Origin of the sequence: Natrialba magadii ATCC 43099 (genome assembly GCF_000025625.1) — an archaeon.
Classification (GTDB): Archaea; Halobacteriota; Halobacteria; order Halobacteriales; family Natrialbaceae; genus Natrialba; species Natrialba magadii.
Window position 1 is genome coordinate 2,477,736 of record NC_013922.1, and the last position, 18,730, is coordinate 2,496,465.

An 18,730-nucleotide genomic window follows, 5' to 3' on the forward strand; every position below is an offset into this window, starting at 1 on the left:
GATTACGACTGGGTTTGCGTTTCGCACCTACTTCGCCCGACACTCGCCACTGTCCGCTTCCCTTCGTCCCGTAGTTTAAGTACGAATACGCATCCAGACTCCCTGATGTCCGGCAGTTCGGGACGGGCAATCGCGCTCTGTGCACTCCTCGCGTGTAGTCTCCTCAGTGGACTCACTGTGGGTATCTGGGGCGTTGCTGCCGCGACGCCGTTGTCAGTGAGTTCGGCTGGCCCGTCCGGCTCTCCACCCATGTCCACGCCGGCTGACAGCGTCACCTGCCCCGTTGACCACCGTTCGCCGACCACGCAGGACGCGACACAGCCTCGACTCGTCGAAGTCGCACCCAACCCGACCACCGACCAGAACGTCGGCGAGTTCGTCGTCCTCGAGACGCCACCCAAAACCCACGTCGGGAACTGGACGCTCACCGACGGCCACACGACTGCACCGCTGCCCAACGAGACCGTTTCGGGGCGTACCGCGCTGAGTACGGCCCCGAACGCGACGACAGACCTGACCGACGACCCCGTCATCGAACTCGAGGGCTCGATTCGGTTCGCTGCTGACGGCGACGTACTCGAGTTACGGAACGGATCGACCACAGTCGACACCGTCGAGTACGACCGCGCCCCGCTGGCACAGCGGTGGTATCGGGGGTCGACGGCGGACAGCGACACCGACATCGCTGCCGACGCCAACGCCAGCGTCACCGCTGGTACCGCCGACAGCACCGAACCCGCCGACACCAACGGCCAGTGGTGGCCCCACGACGCAACCTGCGTCCCACCGACCAACAGCAAGGTGTCGACCGCCACCGCGTTCGTCCTTCCTGACGAGCCTGCCGTCCCACTCGAGACGATCCGATCCGCTGAGGACCGACTCCTGCTCGCCGGCTACACGATCACGTCCAGCGAAATCGCGGACGAACTCGTCGCCGCAGCCGAGCGCGGCGTCGAGGTGGCCGTCCTGATCGAAGCCAGCCCCGTCGGCGGCACGCCGGCCGCGAGCGAGCCGGTACTCGAGTCGCTCCTCGAAAGCGACGTCGACGTTGGCGCAACTGGTGGCGAGGGCGCACGCTACCGGTTCCATCACCCGAAGTATGCTGTCGCGGACGACACGGTGCTTGTGACGACCGAGAACTGGGGGCCGTCGGGCGTCGGTGGCGAATCGAGTCGCGGCTGGGGCGTGGTACTCGAGGACCCAACGCTCGCAGCCGAATTGGCGGACATTTTCGAGGCGGATTTCGACGGCTGGGACACCGTCTCCGGTGAGGCGTATCTGGCTGATACCTCGTTCGTCGAAGACGACGATGGTTTCGGTGCGGATGTCTCTCCATCGTACCCGACAGAACACGATGCGGAAGGGGTCTCGACGACGAGCGCTGAGTTACTGGTCGCGCCGGATAACGCCGAGCCCCGACTCCAGACGCTCATCGCCGACGCCGATGACGAGATTCTCCTCAAACAGGCCAGCATCGATCCAAGCCTGTCCCTACTCGAGGAGACGGTCGACGCAGCGCGACGTGGTGTCGACGTTCGGATCCTGCTCGACTCGACGTGGTACCACGAGGACGACAACGAGGCCCTGGCGGCGGATCTCGAGCAACTGGCAGAGACGGAGGAGTTACCGATCGACGTTCGACTGGTCGACGACACTGACCGGTTCGAGAAGATTCACGCCAAAGGCGTCGTCATCGACCGCGAGGTTGCCGTCGTCGGCAGCGCGAACTGGAACGAGAACGCCTTCGAGAACAATCGGGAGGTCATGCTCGCTCTGCACGGCTCGGAGGCAGCAGCGTACTACGCAGCCGTCTTCGATACGGACTGGGAGGGAGACTCCTGGTCGCTCTCGCTGGGAACGGTCGTCATCGTACTGCTCGCGCTCGCGTTCGCAGCGCTCGTCGGTCGGCGATACATTCGGTTCGGTGACGAGACCGAGAGAGTGAAACCGGAGGAAAAATCACGGTAACGAGACCCGTTCGGTGACCGGTGGCGCTCTGGGCGTGAGACGGTCGAACTCCTGGCGTTCAATCACACTGCGTCCCAGTGCCGGGACTCTCGAGTCGCTCGCAGTGATCCAGTTCGGGATCGAAGCAGTCCGGACACTCGTCCGGCCGGTCGATGATCGTATCGAGACGGTCGGCGACCGTATCGTCGATGACGCTCTCCAACGCGCGTGCCTCGTCGCGGAACTCCTCGACCTCGAGGACGTTGGTGAGAAACCGCTCGATGATGCAGTAGGTCTGGAGCGCATCGTGGGCGCGCCCGAGCCCCTCGTCCGTGAGCGTGGCACCTTTGTACTTCTCGTGCTCAACGAGGCCCTGGTCTTCGAGTTTGCCGATCATTTCGTTGACGCTCGCCGGACTGACTTCGAGCAGGTCCGCGAGTGTGCCGGTCGAGGCTGGGCCCTCTTCAATCCGCTGTGCGAGATAGATCGCCTTGAGATATTGGTCTGCCGTGTTCATTGCGTCCCTCCGTCACTGCTGGTTTCGGTCCGTCCACCGAAGCGGTTGGCGACGACCGTCCGTGCTCCGCTCATGCTCTGCGCTCCATGATTTCGGTTACCTCTTCGGCACCTTCCTTTTCCTCCTCACGAAGCGTTCTGAGCGTCTCGAGGAGGCGTTCGCGGTCGACTGCGAACTCGCTGTCCGAAGCTTCGATCGCCTCGATCAGATCGTCGTAGAACTTGTAGGCCGTCTCCTCGTTTGCGAGCTGGTCGTAGAGCACGCCATCCGTGTCCTCCGGCGGCCCGTACTGCGCGTCGACCAGCGCGTTGATTTCCTCGTAGGGGACCGTCTCCGCATCGAGATCTGCGATCAGGTCTTCGAGGCGGTCACGGTGGTCGGCGGACTCCTCGGCGGCATCGACGAGTAACGCACGTACCTCCTCGTCGACGGCATCCCGCTCTTCTGGCGGGAGCGTCTCGAGGTGGTGGGCGGCACGCGACTCGACGACCTCCTCCAGCACGACCCCGATCTGGAGGAGTCGTGTGAGCTGCCGGTCGGTCGAGACACGCTGTCCCAGGCTCATGCTACGGCGTCAGAGCCGCGGCTACTTAATCGTCCCTACTCCTCGCCACCTTCTCTTTTCTCCCCCGAACAACCCACTACTGCCACCGCTGGCACTGGTTGCTGGCGACACGAGAATTAGTCGGTGAGAGTACAGAGACAGCACGAGCGAAAAAACCGAACCGTCGCCCGCAGTCGTTAGTCGCGCTTGCGGAGCCGCGCTGCGATCAGCTCTTCTAAGTCGTCGCGCAGTTCGTCGACGGCAATCTCCTCGAGTACCGGCACGAAGAAGCCTTCGACGAGCATGTTCCGCGCGTCACGTGGCTGGACGCCGCGCGAGGTCATGTACAGGAGGTCTTCCTGATCGATCTGACCCACCGTGGCGCTGTGGGAAGCCTCGGTGTCGTGGTTGTTGATGATCAGCTTCGGCGAGGCGTCGGCCTCGGACTCATCGGAGAGCATGAGCGTGTTCTCACGCTGGTAGGAGCTGGTGTCCCACGCGCTGCGGCCGACGTCCTGCACGCCCTCGTAGACCGAGCGGGCGACGTCGTCGGTGACGCCGCGGGTGACGAGGTCGGCCGTCGTGTGTTCGGCGCGGTGCCAGACTCGCGCGTCGATGTCGAAGTGCTGGTCGTTGTGACCGTAGAACGCACCGACGATCTGGCTCTCGGAGCCGTCGCCGTTGAGTTCGGTCTCGACGCCGGACTTCGTCAGCTGGGTGCCGAGGTTGGCCTCGATCCAGTCGATCGTCGCGTACGTGTCGGCGTCGCCACGCTTGAGCGTGAAGTTGTAGGCCTCCTCCGAGAGGTTCTGGAGGCTGCCGTACTGGACGTTGCTGTTCTCGCCGGCGACGATTTCAACGATGCCGCTGTAGTACTGTTCGTCCTGCTCCTCGCCGGTCGACTGGCGTTCGAGGATCGTGACCGAACTCGACTCCTCGGTGACGACGAGCGTGTAGTTGAACAGCGAGCGGGAGTTCTGCTCGGTCCGGACCGTCACGCCCTCGGCGTCAACACCTTCTGGGACGTAGATGACCGTTCCGGTGCTAAACAGCGCCGTCGAGAGCGCCGTCAGGTAGTTCTCCTGGGGATCGACAACGCTGCCGAAGTGCTCCTTCAAGAGCTCCTCGTGCTCGTTGACGGCCTCGCTCCAGGCGAGGACCTCGGCCTCTTCCGGGCCGACCTGGTCCTTGTTCTCCGCCGCGTTCAGCGGATCCACGAGCGACTCGTAGTCGAGTTCGTGGAGGTTCGTCCAGTCGCGACCCGGCGTCCGGATGACGTCCGGCATGTCGAGGGACTCGAGTGCCTCGAGCGCGTCGAGACGGGTCTCGAGCAGCCACTCGGGCTCGTCCAGCTCGTCGGAGATCTGGCGTACCTGTTCGTCCGTCAGATTGGCGTGTACCTCTGTGTGCGTTGCTGCGCTCATATTATCCGAGGCTACCCTCCATCTCGAGTTCGATGAGGCGGTTGAGTTCGACCGCGTACTCGATCGGCAGTTCTTCCGTGATCGGCTCGATGAAGCCAGCGACGATCATCTTCTTGGCGTCGTCGTCGTCCAGACCGCGGCTCTGGAGGTAGAAGATGTCCTCGTCACCGATCTTGCCGACGGTCGCCTCGTGGGCAACGTCGACCTTCGACTCCTCGATTTCCATGTACGGCATGGTGTCCGAGGTGGACTCGTTGTCGAACATCAGTGCGTCACACTCGACGGCGGTGCTCGAGTTCTCGGCACCGTCGGCGATGTGGACGAGCCCGCGGTAGTTGGTGCGGCCGCCGTCCTTCGAGATCGACTTGGACTCGATGGTCGACTTCGTCTCGGGTGCGTTGTGGTAGACCTTTGCGCCGGTGTCGATGTCCTGGCCCTCGCCCGCGAAGGCGATGGTAATGTGGGTGTCCGTCGCGCCGCGACCCTTGAGGATCGAGCACGGGTAGAGCATGGTGGCCTTCGAACCCATGCTGCCCGAAATCCACTCCATCGTCCCGTTCTCTTCGACGATGGCGCGCTTGGTGTTCAGGTTGAACGTGTTCTTCGACCAGTTCTGGACGGTCGAGTACTGGACGTGAGCGTCTTCTTCGACGAAGACCTCCACACCGCCGCTGTGGAGGTTGTGAACACCGTACTTTGGTGCGGAACAGCCCTCGATGTAGTGGACTTCCGAGCCCTCCTCGGCGATGATGAGCGTGTGCTCGAACTGGCCCATCCCCTCGGAGTTCATGCGGAAGTACGCCTGGACCGGCATTTCGACGGTGACGCCCTCTGGGACGTAGACGAACGAGCCGCCGGACCAGACGGCACCGTGGAGTGCGGCGAACTTGTTGTCGCTTGCTGGGACGCAGGTCGTCATGAAGTGCTCTTTGACGAGCTCAGGGTGCTCCTGGACCGCGCGGTCCATGTTCATGAAGATGACACCCTTCTCTTCCCACTGATCCTGCATGTTCTGGTAGACGATTTCGGACTCGTACTGGGCGCCGACGCCCGAGAGGGCGTTCTTCTCGGCTTCTGGAATGCCCAGCTTGTCGAAGGTGTCCTTGATCTCGTCTGGCAGCTCCGTCCAGTCGTCAACGCCTTCGCGCTTGTCGACGTCCGGGCGGATGTAGGGGACGATTTCCTCGACGTCCAGCTCGGTCAGATCCGGCTGCCCGGGCCAGTCCGTCGGCATCGGCATGTTGTGGTACTGCTTGAGCGCGCGCAGACGCCGCTCGAGCATCCAGTCGGGCTCGTCCTTGTCCTCGGAGATCATGCGGATGACCTCCTCGGTCAGGCCCTTGTCGGACTTGACGGCGGCGTTTTGCTCCTTCTTGAACTCGAAGCGCGCCTCGGTGTCGGTTTCTTTGAGGTGATCTTGTTCGGAACTCATGGTTTGTATGTAGTGGTGTTTACGGCTCTGGCGTTATTACGGTTGTTCTAGCCGAATTCGGTTACGCGGTGCCGTAGACTTCTTCGCGAACCCAGTCGTACCCCTTGTCCTCGAGTTCCGCTGCGAGCGAGGCGTCGCCGCTCTTTGCGATTTGACCGTCGAGCATGACGTGGACGTGGTCTGGCTCGACGTAGTCGAGGATGCGCTGGTAGTGGGTAATCTGGAGAATACCGGTGCCTTGCTCGTCTCGAAGGGCGTTGATGCCGTTCGAGACGTCCTGCAGGCGGTCGATGTCGAGCCCGGAGTCGATCTCGTCGAGGACGGCGATCGATGGCTCGAGGATTGCGGCCTGAAGGACTTCGTTCTGCTTCTTCTCACCGCCGGAGAAGCCGGCGTTGAGGTAGCGCTGTGCGAAGCGCTCGTCCATGTCGAGTTCCTCCATCTTCTCCTGGAGGATCTGCTGGAACTCGGCGACGCCGACTTCGCCTTCGTCCGCTGGGCCTTCCATCGGCGAGGTCTCGAAGCCTTCGTCCTCTTCGTCGTCCTCGTCGGCGTCCTCGTCCTCGAAGAGCTCTTCGCGCTCGTCGATCTTGGCGTTGAGCGCCGTGCGGAGGAAGTTCGTCATCGTGACGCCCTCAATCTCGGCTGGGTACTGGAAGCCGAGGAAAATACCGAGCGCGGCGCGCTCGTTCGGTTCAAGATCGAGGATGTTCCAGCTGCGCTGGTCGTCGTCGATCTCGATTTCGTCACCGAACTCGCCCTCCTCCAGGTGGAGCAGGACCTCACCCTCGGTAACCTCGTAGGCCGGGTGGCCGGCGATGACCTTCGCGGTCGTCGACTTCCCGGAGCCGTTCGGTCCCATCAGGGCGTGAATTTCGCCCGACTTGACCTCGAGGTTGACGCCCTCGAGGATCTTCTCGTCGCCATCTGCTACTTCTGCGTGCAGGTTGGATAGTTCGAGGCGTGCCATAGTATTCTGTCGTCTGAATCGTGGGTCGTCTGACTGATAACGGTTTCGTATTCTGGCCCTATTCGGTTTCGAACACGAAAGATAATTTTCCGGAACCGGAACCTACGCGTTCAGGGTGCTCCCGCGGGCGGGCTCACGGAGTCCTGTTCTTACGGCCCATAAAATGCGAGTAGGCCGTGTGTCGACTCTGTCTGTGGTATCAAGACCGAGGCAAAAAGGTGTGTTGGACGCTGACAGAACCACTCCTTACATGAAATTGCTCAGACCGGTCTGCTCCTGGCCGCTCTTGACCTCCTCCCAGGAGACACCAAGTGCCTCGAGAATCCGCTCGATCGGTCCCTTCAGTGTCTTCTCTAACATTGTGTCGTAGTCGACTTCGAACTCCTCGGGGATCTGGTCGTCGTACTCGAAACAGATCACGTCCGGATCGCGTTTAAACGCGCCATAGATCGGATCCGTTCGTGCGTCGAGGCCCTCTTCCTCCTCGAGTCGCTCGAAGAACGAGGGGCCGACCCGATCCAGGTAGAGCCGCTTTGGCTTGCTGCCACGCTGGAAGTTGGTTCCCAGCAACCGGTTCGCGTACTTCGCGCCACGAACCTGCGCCGTATCGGTGTCGTAGTTGTCCAGTCGCTTGCCGATGCCGCCCGGAATGGCGATCTCCTCGAGTGCGATGTCGCCCTCCTGAACGTCCTCGATGACGCCGTTGACGTACTCCTTTGCGCCCTCAACGTCACCCTCTTTGACGATCATCTCGATGACCTTGTGCTGGACCTCCTTGGTGATCGGCGCGATGTCCGAGCGCTGGTACTCGAAGCCGACGATGTCGATGGTGTCGACGTCCTTGCCCTCCTTCCAGGTGATGTGGCCGGCGTAGCGCTTCTTCTTGCCTGCCTGGAAGAACCGCCGGTAGAGTTTTTCGAACTCGATCTGGAACCGATGGAACTCAGCATTGAGCTCGTCGCGCGCGAAGTCGTCGTAGCGATCGTTGATGTACTCCTCAATTTCGAACGACTGCTCTAAGGCCTCGTCTTTTGAGATATCAGGTCCGAGTTCGAGCATGACGGAGTCGGTATCACCGTAGGCAACCGTGTAGTCGAGTTCGTTCGCAGCAGTCTCGGTGAACTCGATCACTTCGCGCCCGGTAGCCGTGATTGCGGACGCCGCTTCTTTGTCGTAGAGGCGGAATTGCTCCCAACCCGACACGCCGTAGAGAGATTGGCCAACGAATTGGAATTTCCCGTTCCGGCCTGCAAGTAGCGTATGGTTGTCTTCGACGGTGACGCAGTAGACTCCGTTGTCGGCAGTACTCTGGGTCGAACTTCGATGCATTCGAAGCGTGTTCTTTGATCCTTCAGTCACGTAGATTCGCCACGTTCCGCTGTCACGGCTGTAGTTCGCTGTTAGGCCGAGATGTGCACAAAGCCGAAGAACATCGTCCCGAAGACGGTTACTCGAGGTCGTGTACCGCCAGGAGTTTGTCTGTCGGTCACCGTCGCCGTCGATAAGCACCTCAAGGAACCGGCGTTTCTGTCGGTGACTACACTCGAAGACGAGTTCAGGGATCCGTTTCTCGAAGCTTCCATCACCGCAGCACGATGTTAGGAAATTCCCGAGGAGTTTCGACGTGACCGTGTAGGAACGGTCGTCGACGTAGTAGTCGAATCCCATCTCATCGAGCAGTTCACCGATCGTCGCGTGATGACCGAGACCGCCGTCGGCAATCGGTAGTTTGTCCTGCGCCAGTTTCACTGTCGTCGCAGAGCCGCGGAAATTCTCGCCGAACTGCTTGTCTTCAGAGGTGTACACGTTCCCTTCTGTCACGAACCACGCGAGCAGGTCAAGGAACTTGTCTCCATCGTATGTCCGTGGAATCCACTTCCGTCCAGAGTCGCGATGAATAAAGCTCGTCTCACACACCTCTTCGATGTACTCTCGGTGTGCCTCGAATTCTTCGGCGGTGAAGACGTAGCCAGTTTTCCCAACGTCTGCTTTTGGTACGCGACGCGGTTTCCAGCCCAGTTCTGTGGTGAACGTATGACCGTGAACAGACGGCCGAACCCACACCTCGTACTCACCGTCGATTAGCTCCGTCAGATCGACTGTATCGAGTTCGTTTCCGTCTGGCCCGTCCCAATCATGGGGTAGTTCGTAGTTCGTTGCCCGATCAAGATCACCGGCCTCGATGAAACTGTATTCGTCTTCAGTAATTCCGTTCGTTTCGTTCTTGCGGACGAGCATCCGATGGTTCGGGGTGACGCGGAAATCGATCTTGTTAGTCTCGATGTCGACCAGATCCCCGTCGTACTCTGGATAGGCGTGGGTTTCGACGACGGGCTTTACCTCTAACGCTTCAGTCTCCGGATCAAGGGAATACACCTCGTCACCGACCTCAAGATCAGTAATATCGCGCACGCCGTCTGGAGTCAACACCTCTGTATCCGGCGTGAAGCAGTTCATGATAACCTTTACCGCACCTTGTTGGCGGTCGTACTGCTCGTACTCGGGCGTTCCGGGTTCGTGCTCGTTTCGCAGTGCTTTCTTCTCCTCGCGCTCGGCAAGGAGTTCGGTAATCATCGTCCGGTTGACGCCGTCGGGTTCCTTCTGGAAGTGTGTCCCCGTGGGTGCCTCGTAGGTCTCCCCGTCGTAGGAGTCGGGGTCGACCCTCGTCTCCGGCGACGCGTTGATCGTCGTCATGCACATCGGGTACAGCGACTTCAGGTCGAGCACGGTGACGTTCTCCTTGACGCCCGTGATCGGCTCGAAGACGGCCCCGCCCTCGTACTCCTCTCCGGCCTCCTGCTGGCCTTTCGAGGGGAGCGCGAACTCGCCGTAGGCCTGGTGAAGGACGTACATGTCCACCGCGTCGCCGGGCGTGGGAGCGTCCTCTAACTTGCAGCCGACGAACGAACGCACCTCGTCCCAGAACGGGATGATCGACTGCTGGCGATCGAGTTCCACACAGAGTTCCACGTCCCGGAGGTTGTACGCCAGTAGCTGGTAGGGGTCGTCCTCCCAGAGATCGCCGATGTCGCCGGCGTAGCGCTCCTTGCCGACGCCGAGTTCGGACTCGCCGACGGCGTCGAGCCGGTAGGAGTCGAGTTCTGAGAAGACCATCCGCTGGTAGCCATAGAGCAGGTCGAAGACGACCCGCCCCTTGATATCCGGACCGCCCCAGCCGCTGCGCCAGACTTCGTCGACTCGGGAGAGTTGGTCGATCTCGAGGTCGTAGTCGTGGTGTGGGCCCTGAAGCTCCTCGAGGCGATCTAAGAGATATGGTGCGTCGAAATCATCGCAGTTGTGGACCAAACACCCTTCAGCGATGAAGTTGTGCGTCGTCGTTTCGATGTCGTAGGTCGTCTCAGTGCCAGTTACCGAAACGTCCGTTACCTCAACGAAGACGTACTCTTCCCACTCCTCAGAGTGTGTCTCGTGACGTTTAAGGTTAATACCGCGCCGATGTTTGTCGTTACCGATCCGCTTTGCGTCAGACCCGACATCTGCTTCGAACAACGCGTATGGGATGTTCTCGGTTTGACCACTCTTGCCGCCCTCGAATTCCGTGAGGGCGTCTTTCTTTTCGGAATGGCTCATATACGGGAGCACGCAGTCCTTCAGTCGATCGATGTCGCGTTTCGCATCGGGAATTCTAACGACGTTCTCTCGTTGCTGCGCGTAGATCCCAAGGCGCTTGAATAGCTTCACGTACCACGTACCGATCGACCGGTTCTCGGCAGCAACTGTGATCCCGCTTTGCGCAATATTTCCGTCGCCATCGATAGCACCCGCTAAGAAGCGACCGATGTATTCGGACGGCATTTCGTAAATCGTCGAGAGATCGACTGGACCGTCGTTTTTATTCCCAAACGGAATACCGAGTCCGTGAAAGGCATACATCGTCGCATAGTCCAGCACGTTCTGTTTGTAACATCCCTTTCCGTCCGGTTCTAAATGATTCTCGCCGGGGAATTGTCGATGGAGTTCCTCTCGAGTGTTGTAGAACCGAACGCCATCATCTGTCGACATCGACCCGTCCGTGAGGATCAGCCCAGCGTAATAGAGTTCTTCAGGCGTTATTTTTCGTTCGAGAGCAACACCCGTTCCCCGATATTCGACGCCACCATCTGGAACGGGAACGTCGTACTGGCTCGCTGCATCTCGGCAGCGTTTCGGTGTCCAGACACTCGTGTGTGGGTGATGTAAGGTTCCGGTTGTGACATCAAACTGATCGGCTAACTCACTGACGGCACCGTATGGGAGATCCGTCTTGAATTCTGAGACCGACTGTTTGTCGGCGTATCGTTGGTTCTCTATCGGAATGAGGTCCGAAAGGGTAGGAGTGGCCGTCTCTTCGACGGAGAGTCTCCGCGGTTTGAGCACGTAATCACCCGATTCGATTTCGCTCCCTTCTTTCCAGTCCACGGCATCGTCACCCCCGACCATTATCCGATGATCGGCTGACGATCGGAGGGATGTTCCATCAGCTAACGAAAATTCACGTATCTCCTTCTCGCTTTCCCACTTGTTCGTTACTTCTGCAACGCTTGTTTGCTGTGAGTCGGAACCGACTACCGAATCCCCAATCTCGATCTCTTGTATCTCTTTCTCGGTTCCGTCCGCCATGAGGACATCGCTATCCGCTGGAAGGCAGTTCCAACCAGTGATGATGTCTGGGTCGGCCTTATTTCGATCAGCGATGTAGTCGACGAACGCCTCAAGCATCGCTTCCTCCGCGTCGAAGGCGCGAATCTCGTGGTCAATCTCGCCCTCGATTGGCTCGTAATCGGTTATTTCGTCGGGGATCTCGCCGTCGCCCTCGTCGGCCGCACAGACCCACATGATGTACTCGTCGCGGTAGGAGTCGTGGCTCGTCAGACAGACGATCGGCTCCTCGCCGTCCTCTGGGAAGCCATGGCGGTCCTCGACCTCGATGTCGAACGTCAGGACGCGCGGATCGGCGTCGACATCGACGGCCTCCACTTCGGTGTGGGGGACGACGAGCGAGCCGTCCTCGGCGCGGCGCTGGGGGACGCGAATGCCGCTCTGAACGTCCTTGTCGATGAGAAACCGGTTCGGGAACAGGATGTCAGCCTCGTAGTGTTCGAAGTCGTCACGGATCTGACCCACGTCGCGCGGTGTCTGCCCGAAGATTTTGGTGAGTTTCTCACCGCGAATACTCTCGTAGGGCTCGCCGTTCTCGTCTTCCGTCTCGCTCCCGGTGAGGCGGTCGTACTGCTCTTCTGGTGGGCGCTCGAGTGTCTCCGTCGGCGCGTAGAAGTACGGTCGGAAGCCGACGACCTGCACGTGTTCGAGTTCGTTCTCCGGGGTGCGTCCGAAGACGTGCATGATCGGTCGCTCCTCGTCGCCGTAGCCAGCGACGGTGTAGTCGACCTGCATTACCGCGATGTCGACCGCCTCACTCTCGGGTTCCGGCAGCGTTTCCTCGACGACGTCGATCACCTCGGCCGTAGTGGTCCCGCCGTTGCCCGCGACGGCGACAGCCTCTTCGTCCGGCCGCTGTGCGGACTCGTCTGAAAACTCCGTGAGTCCGGTTTGGCCCGCCTCAGTCATGGTATCGGGCTTTGTAGCCGGTGAATAAAAACCCCTGCAATCCGCTCCGGAAATCGGAGACGGCATTGCTGTGAGTCGGACTCTCTCGATTCCGTCTTCTGATCTGATATTGCAGGAGCAAAAAGACATATAATGTGGTAACACATAACACGCAATCAGGTGACCGATATGTCCACCACTCCTGACGACGCGACGGATCGTAGTGAGTCTGTAGACGCCCCGACGATCGAGTCCTACGAGACGGACGACGGCGTCGTCTTCTATGACGCCCAGAACCCGCTCGCGTGGGTCGAAACGACCAGAACACTGGTCCTCAAAGATGTCGCCTAAGTCGATACCCGTGCGACCTCGCGACCGACGCTGATCTACCCACGAACACCCTGCCGCTGTCGCCCCTTTTCTCCCGAACTCGCACCCGAAACGCGAATCCTTTTGCGTGTGGTTGCTCTCTGCTCACCCGTGACGACTGATCGGACCAGTACCGACGCAGATGGCGACCACAATACCGCCAGCGACACCGCTGCCGCCGATTCTTCCACCGACGGCACAGCCGCTGACTCCTCCGACGCCGCCACCGACGGCACAGCCGCTGACTCCTCCGACGCCGCCACCGCCAATGCGTCCACTGCCAACTCCGAATCCGAGTCCACCGCTCGCAACAAAGACGCGAGTACTCCCGACGATTCCCCACCGGGCGAGTGGGATCCCGAAGCATCGTACCGGGACTCGAGTGCCGACTCGCTGACGATTCCGCGAGTCGAGACTGAGGATGCGGGGTCGACGTTCATGTCCGATTTCAAATCCGAGCACGAACACGAACACGAACACGAGTTCGAGGCCGACTCGGTCACCATCCCGGAAGTGTCGACAGCCGAGTCGGACGTGCCGAAAGAACTCCTCAAGCTGTTCTGGGGGATCGTGCTCGTTCTCAACGCGGCGATACTCGCCGTTGCGCTCGGTCTTTTGTTCATCATTTTCGAGGGCGTCTCGCAGATGGCTCTCACACTGATCGCCGGCGGTCTCGTCCTGTTTGGCTTCGCGTACTACCGATACCGGTCGTATCGGAACCAAGAGAACGAGTTCACCGTCGAGGACGCGGACGAACTGAGTGAGGGCGACGACGATGACGACACCGCTTCGGAGAACAGTACCAATGCCGACGAGGAAGACGACGACATCGGCGAGAGCGACACTACTGGGTCCGAACGCGACGAGTCACTACAGCAGGACGACTCCGACCGCCAATACTGACGCCGGCAAAAGTACTTCAGGGACTGACGCCGAAGAACGGATACCGGACGACTCTGACCGACTATGACAACCGTCCAAGACGACACCGGGAAACGATACCTGCTTCTCAAGCGCTCCGAGCACGCGAGCCTCGTACGTGACCCACAGACAGGCGACGAATGCTACGTCCAGAACGACCGACTCGACTCCGTCGACGCCGCAGACGAACTCGACCCGGTCGCACAGGCGGTCAGCAGTCCCGTTCGGACACTGCTTACGACCGTCCACGACGAAGCCACCCTCAGTCTGCTTATCACCCTCGCAGACGAGGGTCCACTCGACATCCGCACGATTCTCGACAGAACCACCCTCTGTGAAAGCGACCTCCACGGCCGACTGACCATCCTCAAGGGTGCCGACCTGCTCGCCGAAACCGACGTCGGCGGCGAGCGTGGGTACCGTCTCACCAACACCTGCGACGCCGCACTCGAGACGATCCGATTCGATCTCGATAAGTCGGCGGCAGCGCCCGATCCAGATTCCGACGACAACGCGTCTTCTGAGTCCGATTCGGCTGCGTCCGCAGCTCCGTCGAGGTCTACGTCCACATCCACCTCCACATCCACCTCGACTCCAGAACCAGCAGGCTCACTCGAGTCGAACTGAAACAGACTCCGGTGAAAAACGAGTTTTGTTGACCGCGCCCCTCCCGACCTGCCTACTCGGACGCCAGCAGCGCCGCCTCCGGCGGCTCGCCGCGTTCGAGTCGCGAGCGGTTCGAGGTCGCGTCCTTCTCGACCCTGACGAGCGAGTCCGCCGCACCGACGAGTTCCTGATCGTGACTGACGACGACGATCTGTTCGACGCCCAGGTCGCGCATCGACTCGACCAGCGAGACGAGCTGGGTGACATGGCCGGAGTCGAGAAACACCGTCGGCTCGTCGAGGATCAGCGGCGGCATCGGCGCAGCACCCTCGACGCCCTCCGCGAGCAGCCGGTAGATCGCACACCGCAGACTGAGGTTGAACAACGCTCGCTCCCCTCCCGAGAGCTGCTCGGGATCGAGGCTCTCGCCATCCTTCTGATACACCGTCAGCTGGTAGTCGCCGTCCAGATCGATCGCCGCGTAGGAGTCGTTCTGGTAGACCAGGTCGAACGTCTCGTTCAGCAATCGCTCTAAGGTCTCGACGTTCTGCTGGCGCAGGTCCGAGCGCAACTCGCCGTAGGTCGTCTGCAGCGTCTCGGCCTCGTCGTACAGCGACTCGAGTGTCTCGCATGTTTCTTCGACTGCAACGAGTCGGTCGCGCAGGCGCTCGAGTTCGTCGAGTTTCTCCTCGACGCCGCCGATTGTCCCCTGCACGTCGTCGCGCTGTTCCTCGAGGTCGTCGAGTTTCTCCTCGACCTGCTCGATGTAGGTGTCGGCGTTCTGGCGGTCCTCGCGGGCAGCCTCGACGCGAGCGTCGTCGAATTCGTCCTCGAGTTCGCGCTTCCGATCGCGCTTTGCCGACAGCGTCTCGCGGCGCTCCTCGTTCATCTCCTGCCAGTCGGCACGACGCTCACGGCGCGTCACGATCTGGCGCTCGAGTTCGGCGCGCTCGTCGGCGATCTCGCGCAGTCGTCGCAGCGCCTGCAGCGTCTCCTTGATCGCGCTGCGCTCGCCGTTGATCTTGCCGAGTTCGACACGGACCTCGTCGACCTCCGACTCGAGTTCGCTCGCTTCTTCGCGTTTCGCTTCGGCGTCGGACTCGAGTTCGTCGGCCTCCTCGCGCAACTCGGTACACTGTTCGCGCCGGTCGGCGATCGTCTCGCGCTTCTGGGCCAGGAGTTGCTCGACGTTGTCGCGGTTGTCTGCGAGCCGTTCGACGCGGCGTTCGGCCTCCTGTAGGTCCTCGACCTGCTCGATTCGCTCGTCGAGCGCTTCGATCTCAGCTGCGAGTGTCTCTCGCTCGGCCTCGAGTTCCTCGGCTTCCTCGCGCTTTTCGGCGAGGACGTCGACGTGTGGCGAGTCCTCGACGGACTGGCCACACTCGGGGCACTTGCCTTCCTCGAGCAGCGCTTCGCCTTCCTCGATGGCGTTTTCGACGGTTCTGAGATCGGCGGTGAGATCGTTGCGTTCGGCGACTGCGTCCTCGCGGTCGGACTCGAGTTCCGCGAGCCGTGTTTCGGCCTCGCCGAACGCGACGGTCAGGTTGTCCGTTGTGTCTTCGTCTTCGTCTTCGTCTTTGTCTTCGTCTTCGTCTTTGTCTTCGTCTTCGTCTTTGTCTCCGCCAACGAACCGCCCTCGAAGCTCATCGATCTCATCCTCGAGCTCCGAGAGCTTCTCCTCGCGATCGCCGATTTCTGACTCGGTCGTCTCGAGTTCGCTCTCGATTTCGTCGGCGTCCGTGCGCGCTTCGTCGGCCCGTGTTTCGAGGTCGTCGGCCTCCTCTCGGAGCCGGTCGGCGGTCTCCGTTTTCGTCTGGATCGAGACGCGAACGTCTGCGAGGTCATCCTGGAGTTCCTCGTCTCGTTCTTCGAGGTCGTCGATATGCTGTTCGACACTCGTCTCGGCACCGGAATCTGCGCCGGGGTCGACCTCGCGCTCGAGATCTGCGAGCAACTCGTTGCGTTCGTCGGCGAGTTCCTCGCGCGCTTCTTTCCGCTCCCGAATCTCGTCTTTCGCGTCCTCGCGGTCGCGTTCGGTCTCGGTGATCTTCGATTGGAGGTCGTCGATCTCCTCGCCGAGCGTCTCGATCTCCTCGCGGGTCTCTTCGTGGCGCTCGAGCACCTCCTGGGCCGTTTCGAGCGTCTCCACGGCCTGGTCTCGCTGGGCCTCGTAGTGGTCGATCTGTTCCGTGAGCTCGTCGCGCTCTTTCTCGAGTGTGTTCAGCGTTTCGTGGAGATCCTGCTCCTCTTTTTGCTCGACCTGCGAGCGGACGTCATCGAGGACCTCCCGCTGGCCGTCGAGGACGGACTTGACGCCGAGCCGTGCATCGCTCGCGCGCTCGCGATACTCCTCGAGTGCACCCAGTTGCAGGAGGTCGTCGATCATGTCCTGGCGCTCGCTCGGCGAGGCGTGGATGAGTTTGTTGACCTCGCCCTGGCGGACGTACGCGCAGTTGACGAACGCCTCGGCGTCCATTCGCAGGAGTTCGGTGACCGTCTTACGCACGTCGCGCGCGCCTTCGATGGTGTCTTCGGGCGTCTCGAGGACGCACTTGGTCGTCGTTGCGCGGTCGCCGCGCAGTTTGAGATGGCGTTCGATGTGGTACTCGCGGTTGTCGTGGGTGAACCAGAGTTCGACCTCCGACTCGTTCTCGCCGGTCGTGATCACGTCGTCGAGCGTGCGGTCGTCGAGCGCCTTCGAGCCGTAGAGGGCGAAGAAGACGGCCTCGAGCAGCGTCGATTTCCCGCTGCCGTTGACCCCGTGGACGACGGTGACGCCGCGCTCTAAGGTGAGGTCGGCGTCGCCGTAGCACTTGAAGTTCAGCATGCGGACGCGGTCGACTCTCATGCGAAATCACCCAGTGAGGCGTGGTCGGCGTCTCGGTCCGGCTCCGTGTCGGATTCTGCCTCGCCCGCTGTGTCATGTTCGGCTGTCTCACGTTCGGCTGTGTTACGCTCGTCTGTGTCACCCTCGGAATCTATCGGGTGTTCATCGTCTGCTGTGGCAGCAGCTGACGTTTTGGTGTCTTCGGTGCCTCCGGTACCCGAGTCAGCGGCGGCCGCCGAGAGCTGATCCGCAACCGTCGTCACATCTTCGTCCTCCGGCGCGCGCTCCGGTGCTGGCTCGAACGCAGACCGGTCGTCCTCGAGTAGGTCGCGAACACGGCGCTCAACTGACTCCCGGACGTTCGAATCGGGCAGGTCGTCGTTGCGGACCGTCTCGTCGATACTGCGCGCAGCGTCGCTGAGCCCGAGGTCACGGATTCGCTCGCGAACGGCCGCGTCCGGGTCGGCGAAGCTCACCGAGACCTCCTCGGCCTCGTCGGGGATGTCGCGTCGGTCGTTCATCCGGGCGACGAGTGCGCCGCGGTCGAGTGCGAGTTCCTCGACAGCGGCGGGAGTGATCGGCCGGCCATCGCCCTCGACGGTGACGATGGCGACGGCGTCTTCGACGTCGTGCTGGCGGACACGCTCCTGGACGCGGTCGATTCCCTCCCCTTCCTCGAGTTCGACGTCGACGAAAACGAAGTCGCGGGTGTCGGTGAGTGAGCGGCGGGTGATGGCGACCGCATTATCGCTGGCGTCCTCGCTCGTGGCCTCACTATCGTCAGCCGCGGACTCGAACTCGACCAGATTGTACCCTCGCGCTTCGCGTTCGCTCGCGCTCGCACGCTCGGTCGACCCGCAGTAGGTCACCCAGGTGTCGCACACCTCGGCGGTGTCTGGCTTGTGATTGTCTCCAAGGAGGACGGCGTCAAACTCGACTGTGGCCTCCTCGAGCATTCGCTCCGTATCCCAGTCGGCGTGGGCGAAGGGCTCGAACAGGCCATGGCTCACCAGCGCCGCGTGACTCGCGGCGTCGGGAACTGGTTCGAACTCGTACTCGAGTCCCTCGCGTCGCGAGCGGGGGACGAAGTCCTGGCCGTAGAAGGCGACATCGCCGACGACTTCGGGGTCGGGACCGAGGCGCGTTGCGAGGCCGATGTCGGCGAAGAGGTCGAGCCACTGGGCGTCGCGTTTGCCCTCGTGGTTGCCGACAACGGCGAGGAAGGGGATGTTAGCGTCCGCGAGCGTTCGGAGGACGTCGATCGTTCCCTGGAGGTCGACCAGTCCAGGCCGACGATCGTGAAAGAGGTCGCCGGCGTGGATGACGGCGTCGACGTCCGCTGAAACCGCGTCCTCGGCGACGTTGCGAAACGCCTCGAGGAAGTCTCGTCGTCGGGCGGGCGAGTTGTACTGCTGGTACCCGAGGTGGGTGTCGCCCGTGTGTATCACCCGTGTCATTGTCCCGTCGTTAGACAGGCGGCCCTAAAGTGGTTCCGCGACCGGAGTGAAAGTAGTCCCCGTTGAGAGGTTCCCGTGATCGACCCGCAGATATGGCTCCGCTCTGTTGTCGCAGCGAGAGAGTTGTCGTCGCCCCAATTCCTGTGCCCGGTTTTTCGACACGGTCGGT

The 18,730-nt window shown here is 61.3% G+C and carries 12 protein-coding genes; 4 read left to right on the forward strand and 8 right to left on the reverse strand.

Annotated elements, in window-relative coordinates:
- Window positions 1-105 precede the first annotated feature (105 nt).
- A complete protein-coding gene (locus tag NMAG_RS11650; protein ID WP_004215428.1) occupies window positions 106-1,968 on the forward strand; it encodes a phospholipase D-like domain-containing protein in 1,863 nt (620 codons plus the stop codon).
- A gap of 58 nt (window positions 1,969-2,026) precedes the next feature.
- Here NMAG_RS11650 and NMAG_RS11655 read toward each other — a convergent pair whose 3' ends face one another.
- From NMAG_RS11655 to NMAG_RS11680, 6 genes are all read right to left on the reverse strand, one after another.
- A complete protein-coding gene (locus NMAG_RS11655; protein ID WP_004215427.1) occupies window positions 2,027-2,464 on the reverse strand; it encodes a metal-dependent transcriptional regulator in 438 nt (145 codons plus the stop codon).
- A 70-nt stretch (window positions 2,465-2,534) separates the two neighbouring features.
- A complete protein-coding gene (locus NMAG_RS11660) occupies window positions 2,535-3,029 on the reverse strand; it encodes a hypothetical protein (protein WP_004215426.1) in 495 nt (164 codons plus the stop codon).
- 176 nt (window positions 3,030-3,205) lie between these two features.
- Window positions 3,206-4,432, reverse strand: a complete 1,227-nt coding sequence (gene sufD / locus NMAG_RS11665; protein ID WP_004215425.1) for a Fe-S cluster assembly protein SufD — start codon at window positions 4,430-4,432, stop codon at window positions 3,206-3,208.
- Window position 4,433: 1 nt separating this feature from the next.
- Entirely contained in the window at window positions 4,434-5,864 is a 1,431-nt protein-coding gene (gene sufB, locus NMAG_RS11670) for a Fe-S cluster assembly protein SufB (RefSeq protein ID WP_004215423.1), read from the reverse strand.
- 61 nt (window positions 5,865-5,925) lie between these two features.
- Window positions 5,926-6,834, reverse strand: a complete 909-nt coding sequence (locus NMAG_RS11675) for an ABC transporter ATP-binding protein (protein WP_004215422.1) — start codon at window positions 6,832-6,834, stop codon at window positions 5,926-5,928.
- Window positions 6,835-7,080: 246 nt separating this feature from the next.
- The gene (locus NMAG_RS11680) at window positions 7,081-12,402 is read right to left on the reverse strand and encodes a DNA polymerase domain-containing protein (protein ID WP_004215421.1); all 5,322 of its coding nucleotides are present in this window, start codon (window positions 12,400-12,402) and stop codon (window positions 7,081-7,083) included.
- A 168-nt stretch (window positions 12,403-12,570) separates the two neighbouring features.
- Between NMAG_RS11680 and NMAG_RS22120 the strand changes: the two genes are divergently transcribed.
- The 3 genes from NMAG_RS22120 (at window position 12,571) to NMAG_RS11690 (ending at window position 14,298) form a co-directional block, all read left to right on the forward strand.
- Window positions 12,571-12,732: a DUF7331 family protein gene (locus NMAG_RS22120; protein ID WP_004215420.1), complete on the forward strand. Its 162-nt coding sequence runs from the start codon at window positions 12,571-12,573 to the stop codon at window positions 12,730-12,732.
- A gap of 129 nt (window positions 12,733-12,861) precedes the next feature.
- Window positions 12,862-13,653, forward strand: coding sequence for a DUF7322 domain-containing protein (locus NMAG_RS11685; protein ID WP_004215419.1), 792 nt, complete (start codon window positions 12,862-12,864; stop codon window positions 13,651-13,653).
- A 63-nt stretch (window positions 13,654-13,716) separates the two neighbouring features.
- On the forward strand, window positions 13,717-14,298 hold the full coding sequence (locus NMAG_RS11690) for a DUF7346 family protein (RefSeq protein WP_004215418.1): 582 nt from the start codon (window positions 13,717-13,719) through the stop codon (window positions 14,296-14,298).
- A gap of 52 nt (window positions 14,299-14,350) precedes the next feature.
- Here NMAG_RS11690 and NMAG_RS11695 read toward each other — a convergent pair whose 3' ends face one another.
- Window positions 14,351-17,125 carry a DNA double-strand break repair ATPase Rad50 gene (locus NMAG_RS11695; RefSeq protein ID WP_012996675.1) on the reverse strand — a complete coding sequence of 925 codons (2,775 nt, stop codon included), beginning with the start codon at window positions 17,123-17,125 and terminating at the stop codon, window positions 14,351-14,353.
- Window positions 17,122-18,561 carry a DNA double-strand break repair protein Mre11 gene (gene mre11 / locus NMAG_RS11700; RefSeq protein WP_004215416.1) on the reverse strand — a complete coding sequence of 480 codons (1,440 nt, stop codon included), beginning with the start codon at window positions 18,559-18,561 and terminating at the stop codon, window positions 17,122-17,124. The genes NMAG_RS11695 and mre11 overlap by 4 nt, the downstream gene beginning before the upstream one ends.
- Window positions 18,562-18,730: the final 169 nt, after the last annotated feature.